At 61.3% G+C, this 17,075-nt stretch carries 19 protein-coding genes; 7 read left to right on the forward strand and 12 right to left on the reverse strand.

Annotated features, from left to right (window positions below; genetic code table 11):
• Positions 1–4: 4 nt before the first annotated feature.
• The 5 genes from G9X68_RS08575 to G9X68_RS08595 all read right to left on the reverse strand — a co-directional run bounded on the left by G9X68_RS08575 (position 5) and on the right by G9X68_RS08595 (position 4,017).
• Entirely contained in the window at positions 5–757 is a 753-nt protein-coding gene (locus G9X68_RS08575; RefSeq protein WP_171602012.1) for a CpaD family pilus assembly protein, read from the reverse strand.
• Positions 754–2,253 carry a type II and III secretion system protein family protein gene (locus G9X68_RS08580; protein WP_171602013.1) on the reverse strand — a complete coding sequence of 500 codons (1,500 nt, stop codon included), beginning with the start codon at positions 2,251–2,253 and terminating at the stop codon, positions 754–756. Before G9X68_RS08580 ends, G9X68_RS08575 begins: the two co-directional genes overlap by 4 nt.
• Before the next feature lie 11 nt (positions 2,254–2,264).
• Positions 2,265–3,080, reverse strand: coding sequence for a Flp pilus assembly protein CpaB (gene cpaB, locus G9X68_RS08585; protein WP_171602014.1), 816 nt, complete (start codon positions 3,078–3,080; stop codon positions 2,265–2,267).
• Positions 3,081–3,190: 110 nt separating this feature from the next.
• Positions 3,191–3,703, reverse strand: a complete 513-nt coding sequence (locus G9X68_RS08590; protein ID WP_131707714.1) for an A24 family peptidase — start codon at positions 3,701–3,703, stop codon at positions 3,191–3,193.
• Positions 3,704–3,828: 125 nt separating this feature from the next.
• Positions 3,829–4,017 carry a Flp family type IVb pilin gene (locus G9X68_RS08595; protein WP_131707712.1) on the reverse strand — a complete coding sequence of 63 codons (189 nt, stop codon included), beginning with the start codon at positions 4,015–4,017 and terminating at the stop codon, positions 3,829–3,831.
• 380 nt (positions 4,018–4,397) lie between these two features.
• Between G9X68_RS08595 and G9X68_RS08600 the strand changes: the two genes are divergently transcribed.
• The 7 genes from G9X68_RS08600 to G9X68_RS08630 all read left to right on the forward strand — a co-directional run bounded on the left by G9X68_RS08600 (position 4,398) and on the right by G9X68_RS08630 (position 10,000).
• The gene (locus G9X68_RS08600; RefSeq protein WP_064653455.1) at positions 4,398–4,802 is read left to right on the forward strand and encodes a pilus assembly protein N-terminal domain-containing protein; all 405 of its coding nucleotides are present in this window, start codon (positions 4,398–4,400) and stop codon (positions 4,800–4,802) included.
• A gap of 115 nt (positions 4,803–4,917) precedes the next feature.
• Entirely contained in the window at positions 4,918–5,553 is a 636-nt protein-coding gene (locus G9X68_RS08605; protein WP_171602015.1) for a TadE/TadG family type IV pilus assembly protein, read from the forward strand.
• Entirely contained in the window at positions 5,553–6,134 is a 582-nt protein-coding gene (locus tag G9X68_RS08610) for a TadE/TadG family type IV pilus assembly protein (RefSeq protein ID WP_171602016.1), read from the forward strand. The genes G9X68_RS08605 and G9X68_RS08610 overlap by 1 nt, the downstream gene beginning before the upstream one ends.
• Before the next feature lie 209 nt (positions 6,135–6,343).
• Positions 6,344–7,561 carry a phosphopentomutase gene (locus G9X68_RS08615; RefSeq protein ID WP_171602017.1) on the forward strand — a complete coding sequence of 406 codons (1,218 nt, stop codon included), beginning with the start codon at positions 6,344–6,346 and terminating at the stop codon, positions 7,559–7,561.
• Entirely contained in the window at positions 7,558–8,526 is a 969-nt protein-coding gene (locus G9X68_RS08620; RefSeq protein ID WP_171602018.1) for an adenosine deaminase, read from the forward strand. The genes G9X68_RS08615 and G9X68_RS08620 overlap by 4 nt, the downstream gene beginning before the upstream one ends.
• A 149-nt stretch (positions 8,527–8,675) precedes the next feature.
• The gene (gene upp, locus G9X68_RS08625) at positions 8,676–9,305 is read left to right on the forward strand and encodes a uracil phosphoribosyltransferase (protein WP_003544477.1); all 630 of its coding nucleotides are present in this window, start codon (positions 8,676–8,678) and stop codon (positions 9,303–9,305) included.
• A 125-nt stretch (positions 9,306–9,430) separates the two neighbouring features.
• The gene (locus G9X68_RS08630) at positions 9,431–10,000 is read left to right on the forward strand and encodes a TIGR02281 family clan AA aspartic protease (RefSeq protein WP_171602019.1); all 570 of its coding nucleotides are present in this window, start codon (positions 9,431–9,433) and stop codon (positions 9,998–10,000) included.
• A gap of 6 nt (positions 10,001–10,006) precedes the next feature.
• Here G9X68_RS08630 and deoA read toward each other — a convergent pair whose 3' ends face one another.
• From deoA to G9X68_RS08665, 7 genes are all read right to left on the reverse strand, one after another.
• Positions 10,007–11,314: a thymidine phosphorylase gene (gene deoA, locus G9X68_RS08635; protein WP_171602020.1), complete on the reverse strand. Its 1,308-nt coding sequence runs from the start codon at positions 11,312–11,314 to the stop codon at positions 10,007–10,009.
• A gap of 1 nt (position 11,315) precedes the next feature.
• A complete protein-coding gene (gene deoC, locus G9X68_RS08640) occupies positions 11,316–12,092 on the reverse strand; it encodes a deoxyribose-phosphate aldolase (RefSeq protein WP_171602021.1) in 777 nt (258 codons plus the stop codon).
• A 93-nt stretch (positions 12,093–12,185) separates the two neighbouring features.
• The gene (locus G9X68_RS08645; RefSeq protein ID WP_171602022.1) at positions 12,186–13,007 is read right to left on the reverse strand and encodes a purine-nucleoside phosphorylase; all 822 of its coding nucleotides are present in this window, start codon (positions 13,005–13,007) and stop codon (positions 12,186–12,188) included.
• Positions 13,004–13,393 carry a cytidine deaminase gene (locus G9X68_RS08650; RefSeq protein ID WP_003555864.1) on the reverse strand — a complete coding sequence of 130 codons (390 nt, stop codon included), beginning with the start codon at positions 13,391–13,393 and terminating at the stop codon, positions 13,004–13,006. Before G9X68_RS08650 ends, G9X68_RS08645 begins: the two co-directional genes overlap by 4 nt.
• 1 nt (position 13,394) lies before the next feature.
• A complete protein-coding gene (locus G9X68_RS08655; protein WP_138388476.1) occupies positions 13,395–14,366 on the reverse strand; it encodes an ABC transporter permease in 972 nt (323 codons plus the stop codon).
• A gap of 10 nt (positions 14,367–14,376) precedes the next feature.
• Positions 14,377–15,480 carry an ABC transporter permease gene (locus tag G9X68_RS08660; RefSeq protein ID WP_164069448.1) on the reverse strand — a complete coding sequence of 368 codons (1,104 nt, stop codon included), beginning with the start codon at positions 15,478–15,480 and terminating at the stop codon, positions 14,377–14,379.
• Positions 15,481–15,487: 7 nt separating this feature from the next.
• A complete protein-coding gene (locus G9X68_RS08665; protein WP_171602023.1) occupies positions 15,488–16,999 on the reverse strand; it encodes an ATP-binding cassette domain-containing protein in 1,512 nt (503 codons plus the stop codon).
• Positions 17,000–17,075 lie beyond the last annotated feature (76 nt).

The following is a 17,075-nucleotide window of genomic DNA, read 5'->3' on the forward strand; positions in this document are numbered from 1 at the left end:
CGCCTCAGAATCCGCTGTCGCTGGCATCTTCGATCGTCGTCGTCGTCGTCCGGTATTCCTGGATCGCATTGTTGCGCCGCTGCGCATCGATCGGGGTCATGCCGCGGGGCGCCACCAGATCCTCCGGATTGGCGATCTGGGCGGCAAGATTGTTCTGCGAGGCGCAGCCGAAATTATAGTAGTTCTGGTTGGTCAAATCGTTCGATATGTCCTTCGGCCATTGACCGCATTGCGTGGTGACCGCTGTGGTACCGGTAAAGCTCAGCCGGATCGGCGCCGCGTCGCCGGGACCGGCCGCGGCATAGGAGGTGTTGACGATTTTCGAACTTGCAATCCCCCTCGATGTCAGCTCGGCACGAACCTGATTGCGCAGCTGATAGGCGGCCGCCGAATTGGGCGAACCTTGCGGCGACAGCACGTAAACCGGGCCCGAGGCGCGCGAGATATAGTTTGCGGCAAAGCCACGAATGAGGTCGCGCTGGGCGATGGTCAGGCGGCGATCGGTGGAGGCGACGGGTATATCCACCGTCTGCTCCGCCTCCGTGACGATGATCGGGTGGCGGGCGCGGTAATCGTCCGGAATGCCGCCGGTCGTCAGTTGGTCATGCGGGCCGGCGCATCCGGAAAGTATCGCCACCGACATGGCGAGCGTGGCAAAAAGCGCCTTCGAGATTCCGAGGCGGGGTGTCGTCGCATTCATATGGGCCATCGCCTGATCTCTGTTTCCTGCCATCGCTGCCGCTCGCGCCCCGCTCATTTGTAGATGAACCCGATCGAGCCGTGGAACTGCGCATCGGCGACGGGCGCCTCGCGGCGGCCATAGACCTTGTTGACACGGTTGAGGAAGAAGGTTGCACCGTCATTCTCAGGGCTGAAATTGTCGTCCGGCCGGTTGAGCTGGTTACGCGCCACCGGGCGCACCAGATAGGGCGTTGCGATGATGACGAGCTCGGTTTCCTGACGCTCGAACCCCTTCTGGCGGAAGAGCGTCCCGAGCAGTGGGATCTTCGAAACGCCGGGTGTGCCGCCCATCGTCTGGGAAACATTGTCGCGGATAAGGCCGGCGAGCGCGATCGAACCGCCCGAAGGCAGCTCCACCGAGGTCTCCGCCGAGCGGCGCTGATAGGTGGCGTTACCGCTTCCGGCCACCGGTTCGGAGACGTTGGTCTTGATCTGCAGGCTGATGCGGCCCGATGACAGCACGACCGGTTTGAAGGCGAGGCTGATACCGTAGTTAAACGGCGTGACGGTGACGTTGCCGTCGCTGTCGGTCGTCGAATAAAGCTGCTGGCCACCGGAATTGAAGGTCGCGGCCTGGCCTGATATCGCCGTCAGCGTCGGTTCTGCGAGCGTCTTGACGACCTTGGCCTGTTCCAGTGCGTTGAGGTAGGTCGAGATGTCGTATTTGCCGATCGAGCTCTTGAAGAGCGCCGCCAGGCCGCCGCCGACTGTCGATGCCGCGCTGTCTGCACTCGGACTGCCGAGTTGAGCGACAGTCATGCCGGAGGAATTGGAAACCAGATTGTCGAAGCCGAGCTGCTTCAGCACCTCGCGGCGGACCTCGGCGATCGTCACCTTGAGAGTGACCTGGTCCTCGCCCTCGATCTGCAGAAGGTTGACGACCTGCGAGCTCTGGCGACCTTCGGCAAAGAGCGCCACCGAGCTATCGCCGCCGGTGCCCGATGCCGTTTCGGTTCTGGTCGTCGCCTCGCCGCCCTTCAGGAAGACCTGCGCCAAATCGGCGGCCTGTGTGGCATCCTGCGGCGTGCGCACCGTGCCGGTCAGCACGATGTTGTCGGAGACGATTTCGACGTTGATGTTGGAGTCGCGAATGAAGCGACGGAGATTGACTTCGAGGCCGGAGACGTCGCGCTCGATCTCGATGTCGAGATTGACGATCTCCTGTCCACCGGCGCCGAAGACGAAGATATTCGTCTGGCCGACCTTCTTGCCGAACAGGTAGATGCGCCGCGAGGTGCGGGTCACGGCATCGGCCATGGTCGGATCGGAGACGAGGATGTCATGCGCATCCTCCGGCAGATCGACGACGACGGCCTTGTTGAGCCCGAGCTTCAGCCGGCGATGAGCATTGGAGCCGGTCTGCGAGATACGGACCAGGCTATCGGAATCGGCGCGCGCCTCGCCTGCTCCGAAAAGTGGGACGAAAGGGGTCGGCACTATACCGGAGATGCCGATTGCCAGCGAAAGGCAGCCTGTCAGGAGAGGTCCGGCGCGCCGCGTTGAATTGCCCATTTGCTCGTCCCTTACTCCGCCTTCGGCGCGGCGCCGCCATCCGTGACGATGGCGCCCGATTTGATGACCTGGATGATCGCGCTGCCGTTGTCGCCGCTTAGCAAATAGTCGGCGGCACTGGTATCCTGCTCCTGCGCATCGGCGACCGAGCGCAGCGCGAGCGACAGCCGGTCCGCCATCTGCTGGGCGACGGCAAGAACCTTCGTCTGATCGGGCGTGAGCTCCAGCGTCGCGGTCGTGCCGACCACCGATTTCGAGCCGTCGTCCTTTTCCTGGATCTGCTGGTCGATGGCGAGGACGCGGACATTGCTCAGCACGGTTTCGGTGATGAGCTTGTCGGCCTCAGCGCCCTTGCGGACCATGATGACGTCGACGCGGTCATTCGGCAAGATGAAACCGCCCGCACCGGTTGCCACCGATATCTCGGTCGCGACGGCGCGCTTGCCGGCCGGCAACAGCGAGGAGAGGATGCGGCTGCTGGAATCGGCGACCTTTTCCGGCCGGATCGGTTCGCCTTCGAAGATCGGCAGACGCACGACGGCGCCTTGCAGATCCTTGATCGCATCGGGCTTGTCGGTTTCGGTGATGAGGCCAGGGACGACGCCGCCCTGCGGCCAGGCCATCCAGTGCACCGACTGGTCGCTCAGCCTTTCGCCGACCGCCAGATTGGCGCTCGAGACGAGAACATTGACGGTCGGTTCCTTCTCGATGACCGACTGGACCTGCGTGACGACACCGCCACTGCCCGCCATTTGCATCGCCAGTAGACCGGCGAGGCCGGCTGCCGCCACGGCGACAGCTAGGATTATAAGGCGAGCCGGTTTCATCGATCATTCCTCAGGGCACGATATGTTCGCCCTGTAGAATGCTCAGCAATTGGTATAATTATGGTTAATGGAATGCTTACATTTTAAGTTAACGGGCATTTAAAATGCCGTTATTTCAGGCTTTCCAGCGCGGCGAGAAAAAGCGGCGAAGAAGGGAAGGCCATGAAACCGCCCATCGCGATCGCGATGCCATAGGGGATCTTCTTGGCGAGCAGCAAAGAGTTCGGCACCGGCAGGCCGATGGCGAGTATGGTGTCCGATTGCGCTCTCACCAGGAGGATCAGCAAGGTGATGAGACCGCCGATCATGGCGACATCGGTCATCAGGAAAAGCAGGGATTCGTTCAGACCGAACCAGAGCGCGGTGGCGCTCATCAGCTTGGCATCTCCGCCGCCCATCACATTGAAGGCGAAGAGAGCAAAGCAGGCGCTGAAGACGATGGCGGCGCCTGCGAGATGCATGCCAATCATTTCCCAGCCCAGCCCGCAAAGCGGCGCGAGGACGGTGAAGGAAGCGATGAGGATCAGGGAAACCCGGTTCGGAATCGTCATGGTGAACAGATCCGAGAAGGCCGCGACGGCGAGGCAGAGTGGCAATATCACGAAGACTGCAGCTGCGATCATGCGTTTACCCTGTCATAGCGAGATGCGAAAAGGCTCACGACCGTTCCGCCTGTGAGCCTGCTCGATAGTTCGGCCGGAGCAAATCCGGCCGGCATTATCCGGAAGCCGTTTTGGCGATACTTAACTCAGCCGCCGCTCGCCGTTTGAGCGCCCGTCATCTTGTTGCTCAAATTGTTGAACGTGTTACCGATTTTTCCGCCAAGGGTCGTGGCGCCGGTGATGAGCGCTACGGAAATGAGAGCAGCGATCAGGCCGTATTCGATTGCGGTCGCGCCGGATTCGTCCTTCAGAAAACGGCTAAAAAGCTTGGTCATGGTAACTCCTAACTCCAGTTGATGTTCAGCACGTCCGCCAACTGTTTGCCGTTGATCGGATGACTGCAACCTAGCGAATGGCCGTTTCCATCGGCTTAAGGAAAAGAGTTAACGACATGTGAACGAGACAACATGCCCCTATAGAGTCAGTATCTTCTTACGAGCTTCGCTCAATATTTAACGATATTCCTGGAATAACCGCTGCATTCATCCGAAAATAGCACATGTCCTGTTTCCAACCGGGGCGTGCGCCGCCCTGAAGCCGTACCAAATCGGATCATTACGCTTCATCTCGGAACAGAGCGGTAGACTTAAGGCTTCGTTCACCAATTTTTTCCATTCTATGCCGATATTGCGCTGTGATCGTGAAAGAGGACCCAATGTCATCGAGCGGCAAAACCATTTTCTTTGCCGGCATGATCGCCGTTTTCGGTATTTCGGGAGTGTCCGCGGCCGCAGACGATGACATGCTGCGCGTCTACATGGATCACGCGCGCGTCTTGAAGCTCGATCGCCCTGTCAGCAAGGTGATTGTCGGCAATGCCGCGGTCGCCGATGCGACCGTGGCCGACGCCAAGACCATCGTGCTGACAGGCCGCAGCTTCGGCACCACCAATCTGGTGCTTCTCGATGCCGACGGCAACGCGATCCTCGACGAACGCATCCTGGTGTCGATCGACGAGGGCAATACGGTGCGCGTCTACCGGCAGACCCAGCGCTCCGTGCTATCCTGCACGCCGAACTGCGAGCAGCATGCGCAGCAGGCGACCGCCGGCTCACCCTAACGCGCTCTTTTCAACTTCCTCGACCATTCGTTAAAATCGTCGTGTCAGGTTGAAACGGAAAATCAACGAACGGACCTTAGTCTGACGACTGGAAAATGTCGCGCGGGTCCAGGCAATGACGGTAATTGATCAGAAGACGGATAAGGGGCGCGCTTTTGCGCCGTTCCGTTTCTTACGGTTTCGCGCTCTCGCCCGCTCACGCGAGGGTGCTGCGGCGATCGAATTCGCCCTGCTCGCCATTCCCTATTTCCTAGTGATTTTCGCAATCCTCGAAACTTTCGTCGCCTTCGCCGCCGAGGAACTCGTCTCCAATGCCGTCGATACGATGAGCCGCCGGATGCGAACCGGGCAGATTACCTATAATCTCGGCCGCACGACCGATATGAACCAGGCGCAATTCCGCCAGGCTTTCTGCGATGAGGTTTCGATCTTGATCCGCTGCTCGGCGACCGAAGTCGCCACGCCGAGCAAGCTCTATCTGGATGTGCAGACGTTCAGCACCTTCTCGGCCATTCCAACGACGATCCCTAAGCTCTCCACCGATAAATATGCCGACATCAACACGGCGGCCGTCAAATATGCGCCGGGCGGCGCCGGCACGATCAACATGCTGCGCGCTTATTATCGCTGGGAAATCACCGCGGATCTGGTCCGGCCTTACATCACCACGATACGTCCCTCCGACGCTTCGATGCCGAGGCAATATTTGATCGTCGGGACCGCGGCCTTCCAGAACGAGCAGTATCCATAATGGCGTTGCGCAACCCGTTCACCAGATTAGTCCTGACGGTGCGGCGGCTGGCCCGCGACCGCAAGGGCGCCGGCGCGATCGAATTCGCGATCCTCTTTCCCGTGCTCGTTATGCTCTATATCGGCGCTTTCGAGATCACGGTCGGCCTCAGCGTCAGCAAGCGCGTAACTCGCGCCGCAGGAACGGTGGCCGACCTCGTCACCCAGCAGCAATCCGTCACGAAGAGCGCGCTCGCGCAGATGCCGTCGGTGGCAACGGCGATCTTCGTACCGTACAACTCCACGTCGCTGACGCTGAAGATCACCGGAATCACCATCGATGCCGGTGCCAATGCGAAGGTGCTCTGGTCCTGGGCGAAGGACGGTACGGTGCCCTATGCCAAGAACACCACGGTGACCAACGTGCCAGCGGATATGAAGACGGCGAACAGTTTCCTTGTTCGTACCGAGCTCAGCATCCCCTATACAATGTTCCTGTTCGCCCCGAACTTCATGCCGGATGGCATGCGTACGATCACCATCAGCCGCAGTTATTTCTACCGCCAGCGGCAAGGCGACTCGATCCCCTGCGGCGACTGCTGACGGCCCTTCCCGCTCTTCTCTGCCGCATAACTCCTCAATCGAAATCGATTGGGGAGTTATGCGGCAATTCAAAGTGTTACAGCGTCCTTTGCGCGTCTGAAAAAGACGCGCGGCGCTGTAATTTGCCAAGCCGGCCGCGGCATTATATGGCTGGATCTCAGCCGCCTCCGATATTGCAGAGGCCGGCGATCGGCTCTCTCGGGTGTAAAATGGCGCGTGCCTTTCTTTTTGTTCTGGATTCCTTCGGCGTTGGCGGAGCGCCGGATGCGGCGGCCTATGGCGACGAGGGCGCCGATACGCTTGGCCATATCGCCGAGTTCTGCGCAGCCGGAGCGGCAGACCGAGCCGGGTTGCGCGAAGGGCCGCTTTCCCTGCCCAACATGTCGGAACTGGGGCTGATGCACATCGCGCGGTCCGCCTCCGGCCGGTTTCCGGCCGGCATGCCCGTCCCGGAGGTCTACGGCATTTATGGCGCCGCCACTGAAATTTCCCGTGGCAAAGATACGCCGTCGGGCCATTGGGAGATCGCGGGAACACCTGTCAGTTTCGATTGGGGTTACTTCCCGATAGAGGGCGACGCCTTTCCTGCCGAGTTCATCGAGACGCTATGCCGGGAGGCTGACGTGCCCGGCATTCTCGGCAATTGCCATGCCTCGGGAACGGAGATCATCGCCCGGCTCGGCGAGGAACATATCCGCACCGGCAAGCCGATCTGCTACACCTCCTCGGATTCCGTCTTCCAGGTCGCGGCGCACGAGGTGCATTTCGGCCTCGATCGCCTGCTCGCCTTCTGCCGTTTGGCCCGGGGCCTGCTCGATCCCTACAATATCGGCCGCGTCATCGCCCGGCCCTTTATCGGCCAGTCCGCCTCTACTTTCCAGCGCACCGGAAACCGGCGCGACTTCTCCGTGCTGCCGCCGGAGCCGACACTGCTCGACCGACTGATCGAGCACGGCCGGCACGTGCATGCAGTGGGAAAGATCGGCGACATCTTCGCGCATCAGGGCATTTCCAGGGTCATCAAGGCGAACGGCAACGAGGCGCTGATGGATGCCTCGCTCTCGGCGATCGACGAGGCTGAGGATGGCGATCTCGTCTTCACCAATTTCGTCGATTTCGACATGATCTACGGCCATCGCCGCGACGTGCCGGGTTATGCTGCGGCACTCGAAGCCTTCGATGCGCGCTTGCCCGAAGTCCACAAGAAACTGAAGCCCGGCGATCTCGTCGTGCTCACCGCCGATCATGGCTGCGATCCGACCTGGCGCGGTACCGACCATACGCGCGAGCGCGTGCCTGTCATCGCCTATGGCCCCGGCATCCGGTCGCGTTCGATCGGCGTGCGCCGCAGCTATGCCGATATCGGCGAAAGCATCGCCCGGCATCTCGGCATCCCGGCCGGATCGCACGGAAGGAGTTTTCTGTGACATCGCATTTGAAGAAGGTCGAACTGCACTGCCATCTGGAGGGTGCGGCACCGCCAACTCTGACCGCGGCGCAGGCGCGGAAATACGGAGTCGACATCAGCGGTGAGCTTCGCGACGGAGCCTATGTCTGGCATGATTTCGCAAGCTTCCTCGAATGTTACGACAAGGTTTCCGAGGTCTACAAGACCGAGGAGGACTATGCGCTTCTGACCGAAACCTACCTCGACGAACTCGCCGGCATCGATACGATCTATAGCGAGCTCATCGTTTCGCCCGACCACGGCAAGCGCATCGGGCTGGGCGCCGATGCCTATATAGCAGGTATCTGCGAAGGCATCCGGCGGGCCAGGGAAAAGAGCGGCATCGAGGCCCGACTGATCGTCACCGGCGAGCGGCATTTCGGTCCGGAGAGCGTGATTGGCGCTGCCGAATATGCGGCAAAGGCCGGCAATCCTCTGATTACCGGCTTCAACCTTGCCGGCGAAGAGCGCATGGGCCGTGTAGCCGACTATGCCCGCGCCTTCGATATCGCCCGCGATGCCGGCCTCGGGCTCACCATCCATGCCGGCGAGGTCTGCGGCGCCTTCAGCGTCGCCGACGCGCTCGATGCGGTGCGCCCCTCGCGCATCGGCCACGGCGTGCGCGCCATCGAGGATCTCGATCTGGTGACGCGGCTTGCCGATCTCGGCACCGTGCTCGAGATCTGCCCAGGCTCCAATATCGCGCTCGGGGTCTTTCCCGATTTCGCGTCCCATCCGCTGCGCCGGCTGAAGGAAGCAGGCGTGCGGGTGACGATCAGCTCGGATGATCCGCCTTTCTTTCATACCTCGCTCAAGCGGGAATATGAACTTGCGGCCGGGACCTTCGGCTTCAGCGACGCCGAGATCGATGCCATGACGCGCACGGCGATCGAAGCGGCCTTCGTCGACGATGAGACACGCAAGGCCCTGCTCGCCCGAATTTGAGGATTGCAGCTTTCCTGCTCAGATTGAAGCATTCTAACCAGGAAATGCTCCGGAGATTGGGGATGATCGGCGCAAATTGACCGCCACTCTTGCGGTCGGGCCGATTTCCGTGAAAGAAACAGTCGATAGAAAGAATGAAAGGCTTCCCCATGGACGGCGTCACGGTCATCGATCATCCGCTTGTGCAGCACAAGCTCACCATCATGCGGCGCAAGGAGACATCGACGGGAAGTTTCCGGCGCTTGCTGCGCGAAATCTCGACGCTGCTCTGCTACGAGGTGACTCGCGATCTCGAACTGACGATGGAAACGATCGAGACGCCGTTGCAAACGATGGAATCGCCGATACTCGAGGGCAAGAAGCTGGTCTTCGCCTCGATCCTGCGCGCCGGCAACGGGCTGCTCGAAGGCATGCTCGATCTCGTGCCTTCCGCGCGCGTCTCGCATATCGGCGTCTACCGCGACCACGAGACGCTGCAGCCGGTCGAATATTACTTCAAGGCGCCGGAAGACGTGGCCGAGCGGCTGATCATCGTCGTCGACCCGATGCTTGCGACCGGCAATTCCTCGATCGCGGCGATCGACAAGCTCAAGGAACGCGGCGCCCACAATATCCGCTTCCTCTGCCTGCTTGCCGCCCCGGAAGGCATCCGCAACTTCCGCGCCGCGCATCCCGATGTTCCGGTCTTTACCGCATCGATCGACAGTCATCTCAACGAGAAGGGCTATATCATGCCCGGCCTCGGTGATGCCGGCGACCGCATGTACGGCACCAAGTAATTTCAGCCTTCCTTTACCAAATCGAAAGACTTTACGGCCCGGAGGTCCCTTCCGGGCCTTTTGGCGTCGATATTAGCAACTTATCAGCACTTGAGGTTTAGCAAGCTTGGAGCATGAGGCCCTGCATGAAGCCGGGTTTATACAGGAAGGATTTCTGTTTCATGCTCGTGCGTACCGTCCTATTCGCCAGCATCGCCGCGGTGCTCGCCACACAGGTGCCTTCCTTCTTCGGAGGCACCGGCCAGCAGCCCGCTGACGCTCTCTCCGCCAATTACGTATCGACCGAAACCGAGCAGCCGGTCGCACCGGAGCCCGTCTACGGCAGCAATGCGATCCGCCTGCAGGCGGATGCGCAGGGCCACTATACCGGCAGCTTCAAGATCAACGGCAAGCCGGTGCAGGGTCTGATCGATACCGGCGCCACCTATGTGGCGCTCAACGAGACGCTCGCCCGCCGGCTCGGCTACACCGCCAACCAGCTCGATTTCCGCTACAGGGTGAATACCGCGAACGGCCCGACGAAGGCAGCACACGTGACGCTCGACCGGGTCGAGATCGGCGGCATCCGCGTGCGGAATGTCGAAGCCTTCGTCCTGAAGGACGATGCGCTGACGACGACGCTGGTCGGCATGAGCTTCCTGCAGAAGCTCGCCTCCTATTCCGTCGCCGACGGTTCGCTCAGCCTCAAGCAGTAAACCGCGTCAGATCAGGCCCGCAATCACCGGTGTCAGCTCCGGCTTCTCCTCGGTGATGCGGTAGTGCGCGGCAAGTGCCGCAACTGCTCTCTCCGCCGCTGCGTCGTCGGCGGCGTGAACGAGCGCGATCGGTTCGCCCGCATTCACGCGGGTGCCGAGCGGCAGGAGTTCGGAGAAGCCGACGCGATGATCGATCCGGTCCGCTGGATGGCGTCTTCCGCCGCCGAGATCGATGACGCTGACGCCGATACCGCGCGCATCGCAGGCGGCTAGCCAGCCGGACCGGGCGGCCGGAACAGGCTTTGCGACCGGCGCCCTGGCCAGGTATCGGTCAGGGTTTTCGATGAGATCGGCCGGGCCGCCGAGCATGGACACCATGCGTGCGAAGACCTCGGCCGCCTTTCCCGATGACAGGACCCGGCGCGCCATCCTCTCTGCTTCATCGGGCGAAGCGGCGACGCCGGATTTCACCAGCATCTCGGCGGCGAGGGCAAGAACGACGGTCTCAAGCCGCGTGTCGGCCTTTCTGCCGGCCAGGAAATCCAGGCAGTTGCGCATCTCGACGGCATTGCCGGCACTATCGGCAAGCGGCTGGTTCATGTCGGTGATCAGGGCCGAGGTCTTCACGCCTGCGCCATTGGCCACCTCGACCAGCGACCGCGCGAGGATCTCTGCCTGGTCGCGATCGGCCATGAAGGCGCCGTTGCCGACCTTGACGTCGAGCACCAGCGTCTCGAGCCCCGCCGCAAGTTTCTTCGAGAGAATAGAGGCGGTGATGAGGGGAATGGAATCGACGGTCGCGGTCACGTCGCGCACGGCATAGAGCCTGCCGTCGGCGGGCGCCAAGGTGCCGGTCTGGCCGATGATGGCGCATCCCGCCTCCTTCACGACCTTGTGGAACAGGTCCGCGTCCGGGGTGATCATATAGCCGGGAATGGATTCGAGCTTATCCAGCGTGCCGCCGGTATGGCCGAGGCCACGTCCGGAGATCATCGGAACGGCGAGGCCGCAGGCGGCGGCGATCGGCGCCAGCATCAGCGAAACATTGTCGCCAACGCCGCCGGTCGAATGTTTGTCAGCGATCGGGCGATCGATATCGGCCCATTGCAGCCTGTCGCCGGAATCGGCCATCGCCAGCGTCAAGGCCACGATTTCGGCCCGCGACATGCCCTTGAACCAGACGGCCATGGCGAATGCGCCGATCTGGCCTTCCGACAATTGACCGGCAGCGAGCGCAGCAATGAAGGAGCTGATCTCGGCGGCGTCGAGTTCGTCGCCATCGCGCTTACGCCGAATGATCTCCTGCGGAATCATTTCAGTAGCTCGACGCCGCAGCCGGTGCCGACTGTGTTCCGCTCAGAACCGCCAGGATATCGTCGAGCAGGTCGGAAGCGCCGAAGCGGAACGTCGACGGCATCGCCCAATCCGGTGTCATGATGGTTTCGGCAAGGCTCAGATAGAGTGCGGCATCGGCCACCGCACCGATGCCGCCGGCCGGCTTGAAGCCGACCTTGCGGCCACTCTCGCGGATAGCGCGGATCATGATGTCGGCGGCTTCGAGCGTCGCGTTGACGGCGACCTTGCCGGTCGAGGTCTTGATGAAATCGGCGCCGGCTTCGATGGCGAGTTCGGAGGCGCGGCGGATCAATGCCGCATCCTTCAGCTCGCCGCTCTCGATGATGACCTTCAGCAGGACGGAGCCGGCGCATTCGGCCCGCACGGCCTTGACCATGTCGGTCACCGCCTTCTCATTGCCGGCGAGCAGCTTGCGGTAGGGGATGACCAGGTCGATCTCGTCGGCGCCATCGGCAATCGCCTCGCGTGCTTCAGCGGCGACATCGGCTACTTCCATGTCGCCGAAGGGGAGGTTGACGACGGTCGCGATACGCACGGCGTGCCCGGTGCCAAGGATATTGCGGGCCTGAGCGACGAATCGCGGCCAGATGCAGATCGCAGCGCTGTTGCCGTAAGGCGTCTGCGCACGGGCGCAGAGCGCGTCGATCTGCATCTCGGTGCAATCATCCTTCAAATTGGTGAGATCGAGAAGAGAAAGGGCGACAGCCGCCGTCTCCCGGTTGGAATGGCTATTCATCTTCGCTTCCTCTAGAGCATGATGCCGAAAAGTGTGAGCGGTTTTCGGACGACATCATGCTCTAACTCTATAATGTAGAACAGGATTCAGATTTCAGGCCGACCCGGCCCAAAATCGTCCTGTTCCAACCGCGATCATATCTTTCAATATGGCGGCGAGACGGGCGCCGCCGATGGGCGCCATGTCCTTGGTTTCTTCATGGCTGAGCTCATTGCCGGTCATGCCTGCCCCATAGTTGGTGATAACGGAGGCGGCCGCAACCCTCAGGCCCAGCATTCTTGCGATGATGACCTCGGGCACCGTCGACATGCCGACAGCATCGGCGCCAAGAATGCGCGCCATACGGATTTCGGCCGGCGTCTCGAAGCTTGGGCCGGAGAACCACATATAGACACCCTGCGCCAGCTCGATTTTAAGCTTCGCCGCTGCCCTCTGCATCGCCGCAGCAAGCTCGGCATCATAGGCATTGGTCATGCCGACGAAACGATGATCGCTTTCCTCGCCGATCAGCGGGTTCATGCCGGAATAGTTGATGTGATCGGTGATCTGCATCACCGAACCGGGCGGCAGGTCGTCGCGCAGCGATCCGGCCGAATTGGTCAGGATCAGCGCTTCGACGCCGAGCGCCTTCAGTACCTCGATCGGCAGGCGCATGGCGTTGGCATCGCCCTTCTCGTAATAATGCACGCGGCCGGAGAGCATGACGACAGGCACGCCGCCGAGGCGGCCAGCGACGACTTCGCCCGCATGGCCGGAAACGGCGCTGACTGGAAAGCCCGGCAGGTCGCGATAGGGAACACGCACGGCGCCGTCGAGCTCACCGACGAGCGAGCCGAGACCGGAGCCGAGCACGATGCCGTGGCGTGGCTTGATGCCGCCGAGCAGTGCGGCGAGCAGGCTGACCGTCGCCTTCATCCGAGTTCGGTCTCGAAGCTGAAGGGAAGAAGCTCTTCCATTGTCATGGTCTTCTTCACGCCTGCTTCATCGCAGAGGTAGATCTTCGTCTCCTTGGAGGCGAATTCCGAGATCTTCTGACGGCAGCCGCCGCAGGGCGGGCAGAGCGGCAGCTTCTCGGCAATGACGGCCATTTCGACGATCTTCTTCGCGCCGCCCATGATCATGGCGCTGATCGCCGTCGGCTCGGCGCACCATCCTTGCGGAAAGGAGAGGTTTTCGATGTTGGCGCCGGTATAGACCTTGCCGTCCTCGGCGCGGATCGCCGCGCCGACCGGGAATTTCGAATAGGGCGCATGGGCAAAGGCCATGGCGCCGCGGGCGGCTTCGAACAGATCGTGAGACATATCAACGCTCCTTCGTATAGGGCACGCCACCAGCTTTCGGCGGGGTTGCGACGCCGATGAAGCCGGCAAGCAGGACGCAGGTGAGGACATAGGGCAGCGCCTGGAAGACTTGAACCGGCACTTCGCCGATCAGCGGCACCTGCTTGCCCTGCATGAAGTTTGCCAGCGCATCGAGGAAGCCGAAGAGCAGGCAGGCAAACATGACGGGCACCGGCTTCCACTTGGCAAAGACCAGAGCGGCGAGCGCGATATAACCCTTGCCGGCCGACATGTCCTTAATGAAGGCAGCGGATTGGGCGATGGCCAGATAGGTGCCGGCAAAGCCGCAGAGAATACCGGCGCACATGACGGCGCGGTAGCGCAGCCAGGCAACGGAAATACCGGCCGTATCGACCGCGCCCGGATTTTCGCCGACGGCGCGCAGCCGCAGGCCGAAGCGTGTGCGGTAAAGCACCCACCAGGAAAACGGCACCGCGAGGAAGGCGAGGTAGGTAAGGATATTGTTGCCGGATATGACATTGGCATAAAGCGGGCCGATGATTGGTATGTCGCGGGCGGCATCGGCGCCCGGCAGGATGATCGGCGCAAAGCGCGAATCCGGCGCCAACTGCGGCGTGCGCCCGCCCTGGCCGAACCAGGCCTGACCAAGGACGATGGTGATGCCGGCGATGAAGAAGTTGATCGCCACACCTGACACAATCTGGTTGCCTCGGTTGGTGATCGAGGCAAAGCCGTGCACCAGGCTCAGCGCCACCGAGCAGAGGATGCCGGCACCGAGCCCGAGCCAGGCCGAATCGGTGAGATAGGCAACGCAGGCGGCGGCAAAGGCCGAGCCGAGCATCTTACCCTCGAGGCCGATATCGAAGATGCCGGCACGTTCCGAAAACAGACCGGCAAGGGCAGTGAAGATCAGCGGGATCGACAGGCGAATCGTGGAGGCTAGAACGCTGATGAAGATGTCATAATAATCCATCGTCCGCTCCTCAGGCTCGCTTTAACTGTTGATAGAGGCGCACCATCGCCGGCCGGAACATATACTCCAGCGCGCCGGCGAAGAGGATCACCAGACCCTGGATGACGAGGATCATCTCGCGGGTGATATTCGGCATTTCGAAGGAGATCCAGTCGCCGCCCTGATAGAGGATGCCGAAGAGGATTGACGCCAGGATGATGCCAAGCGGATGATTGCGGCCCATCAGCGATACGGCGATGCCGACGAAGCCGGCGCCGCCGACGAATCCCACCTGCAGGCGGGCGGAGGCGCCCATAACCGGATTCAGCGCCATCATGCCGGCCAGCGCGCCGGAGAGCATCATCGCGATCATCACGATTCGTACGTAGGGAATACCGGCATATGAAGCAGCTGTCGGGCTGACACCGAGCGTGCGCATCTCGAAGCCAAGTTTCGTGCGCCAGATTAACAGCCAGACGACGTAGCACATAACCAGCGCAATGATGAAAGAGACATTCAACGGGGCAGCACCCAGCTTTGTCCCGAATATCTCCATCAGCCATGTTAGCTTCGGCAACTGCCCACCCTCGAGGAATGTGCGTGTTTCCGGCGCCATTTTGCCGGGCACGATCAATACGTGCACCAGCAGGTAATTCATCAGCGAGGCGATGATGTAGTTGAACATGATCGTCGTGATGACGATATGGCTGCCGCGCTTCGCCTGAAGCCATGCCGGAATGAAGGCGGCAACCGCGCCGAAGAGTGCAGCGCCGACCACCGCAACCGGCATCGTCACATACCATGGCACGTAATTATCGAGCGAAAGCGCCACCAAAGCACAGCCGAGGCCGCCCATGTAGGCCTGGCCTTCGGAGCCGATGTTGAAGAGACCGGCATGGATTGCCACCGCGACGGAAAGGCCAGTGAAGATGAAGCTCGTCGCGTAGAACAGCGTGAAGCCGATGAATTCGCCATTGCCGAGCGCACCCTCGATCAGCAGCGACAGCGCATCGAGCGGGCTTTCACCGATCAGCCAGACGACGAAGCCGGAGATCAGGAAGGCGACGACGAGGTTCAAAATCGGGATGAGGCCGTAGTTGATCCAGTTTGGCAGCGGAACGGAAGCAGTGCTCATAAAGGCCTCATGCGGCAATGCCGGCCATCATCAGGCCGAGGGTCTGTTCACCAGCATCGGGCGTCTTCTCGCCGACGACATGGCCGGCAAACATGACAAGGATACGGTCCGAAAGGGAGCGGATTTCATCGAGTTCGACGGAGACGAGCAGGATCGCCTTGCCCGCGTCGCGCATTTCGATGATCCGACGGTGGATGAATTCGATAGCGCCGATATCGACGCCGCGTGTCGGCTGGCCGATGATCAGCATCTTCGGATCGCGTTCGATCTCGCGAGCGACGACGATCTTCTGCTGGTTGCCGCCGGAGAAATTCGCCGTCTTCAGCCGCGGGTTCGGCGGGCGGATGTCGTATTTTTCGATCTTCTCCATCGCATCCTTGCGGATCGCTTCGAGATCGAGCAGCGGGCCTTTGCTGTAGGCCGGGTGGCGATGATAACCGAGCACGGAATTTTCATATTCCTCGAATTTCAGCACCAGGCCCATATGGTGGCGGTCTTCAGGAATATGAGCGAGGCCGAGATCACGCAGGCGGGCGGGATCGGCCTTGTCTATCGTCTGGCCGTCGAGAAGAATTTCACCGGAGGTCGGTTTTCGGATGCCGGCAATCGCCTCCAGCAATTCGGACTGGCCATTGCCGGCCACACCGGCGATGCCGACGATCTCACCGGCGCGCACGTCGAAGGAGACGTTGTCGACCATGGTGACGCCGCGATTGTCCTTGACCGTGAGGTTGCGGACGGACAGCACGGCGGCTTGCGGGTTCGCCTCGCCCTTCTGCACACGCAGCAGCACGCGGCGGCCGACCATCAGCTCGGCGAGCTCCTCCACCGTTGTTTCCGCCGTCTTGCGGGTCGCGACCATCTCGCCGCGGCGCATGACCGAGACCGTATCGGTGATCGCCATGATCTCGCGCAGCTTGTGGGTGATGAGGATGATCGTCTTGCCCTGATCGCGCAGCACCTTGAGGATACGGAAGAGATGATCGGCTTCCGCCGGCGTCAAAACGCCTGTCGGCTCGTCAAGGATCAGGATCTCGGCGCCGCGATACATGGCTTTCAGGATCTCGACACGCTGCTGCAGGCCGACCGGGAGCTCTTCAATCAGCGCGTCGGGATCGACCTCCAGGCCATATTCCGTTTCCAGCCGCTTGAGCTCGGCACGGGCCGATGCGACGCCCCTCGCCAGCAGCATGCCGCCTTCGGCGCCAAGCATGATGTTCTCGAGCACTGTGAAATTATCGACCAGCATGAAGTGCTGGTGCACCATGCCGATGCCGGTGGCGATCGCCGCCTGGCTGTCGCGGATGGTGACGGGATTGCCGTTGACCCGGATCTCGCCGCTATCGGCATGGTAGAAACCATAAATGATCGACATCAGGGTCGATTTGCCGGCGCCGTTTTCGCCGATGATGCCGTGGATCGTCCCCTTGGCAACGGTGAGGTTGATGTCCTTGTTGGCATGGACGACACCGAATTTCTTGTCGATGCCGACAAGCTCGATAGCGGGCTTATCTGTCACTGCAGACTCCAAATAAGAAAAGGGCGTATGGCGAAAATCCCCTCCGCCATACGCCCGATCTCAATCGTCGATCACA

The sequence above is a fragment of the Rhizobium changzhiense genome, assembly GCF_013087625.1.
GTDB classification, from domain to species: Bacteria; Pseudomonadota; Alphaproteobacteria; order Rhizobiales; family Rhizobiaceae; genus Rhizobium; species Rhizobium sophorae.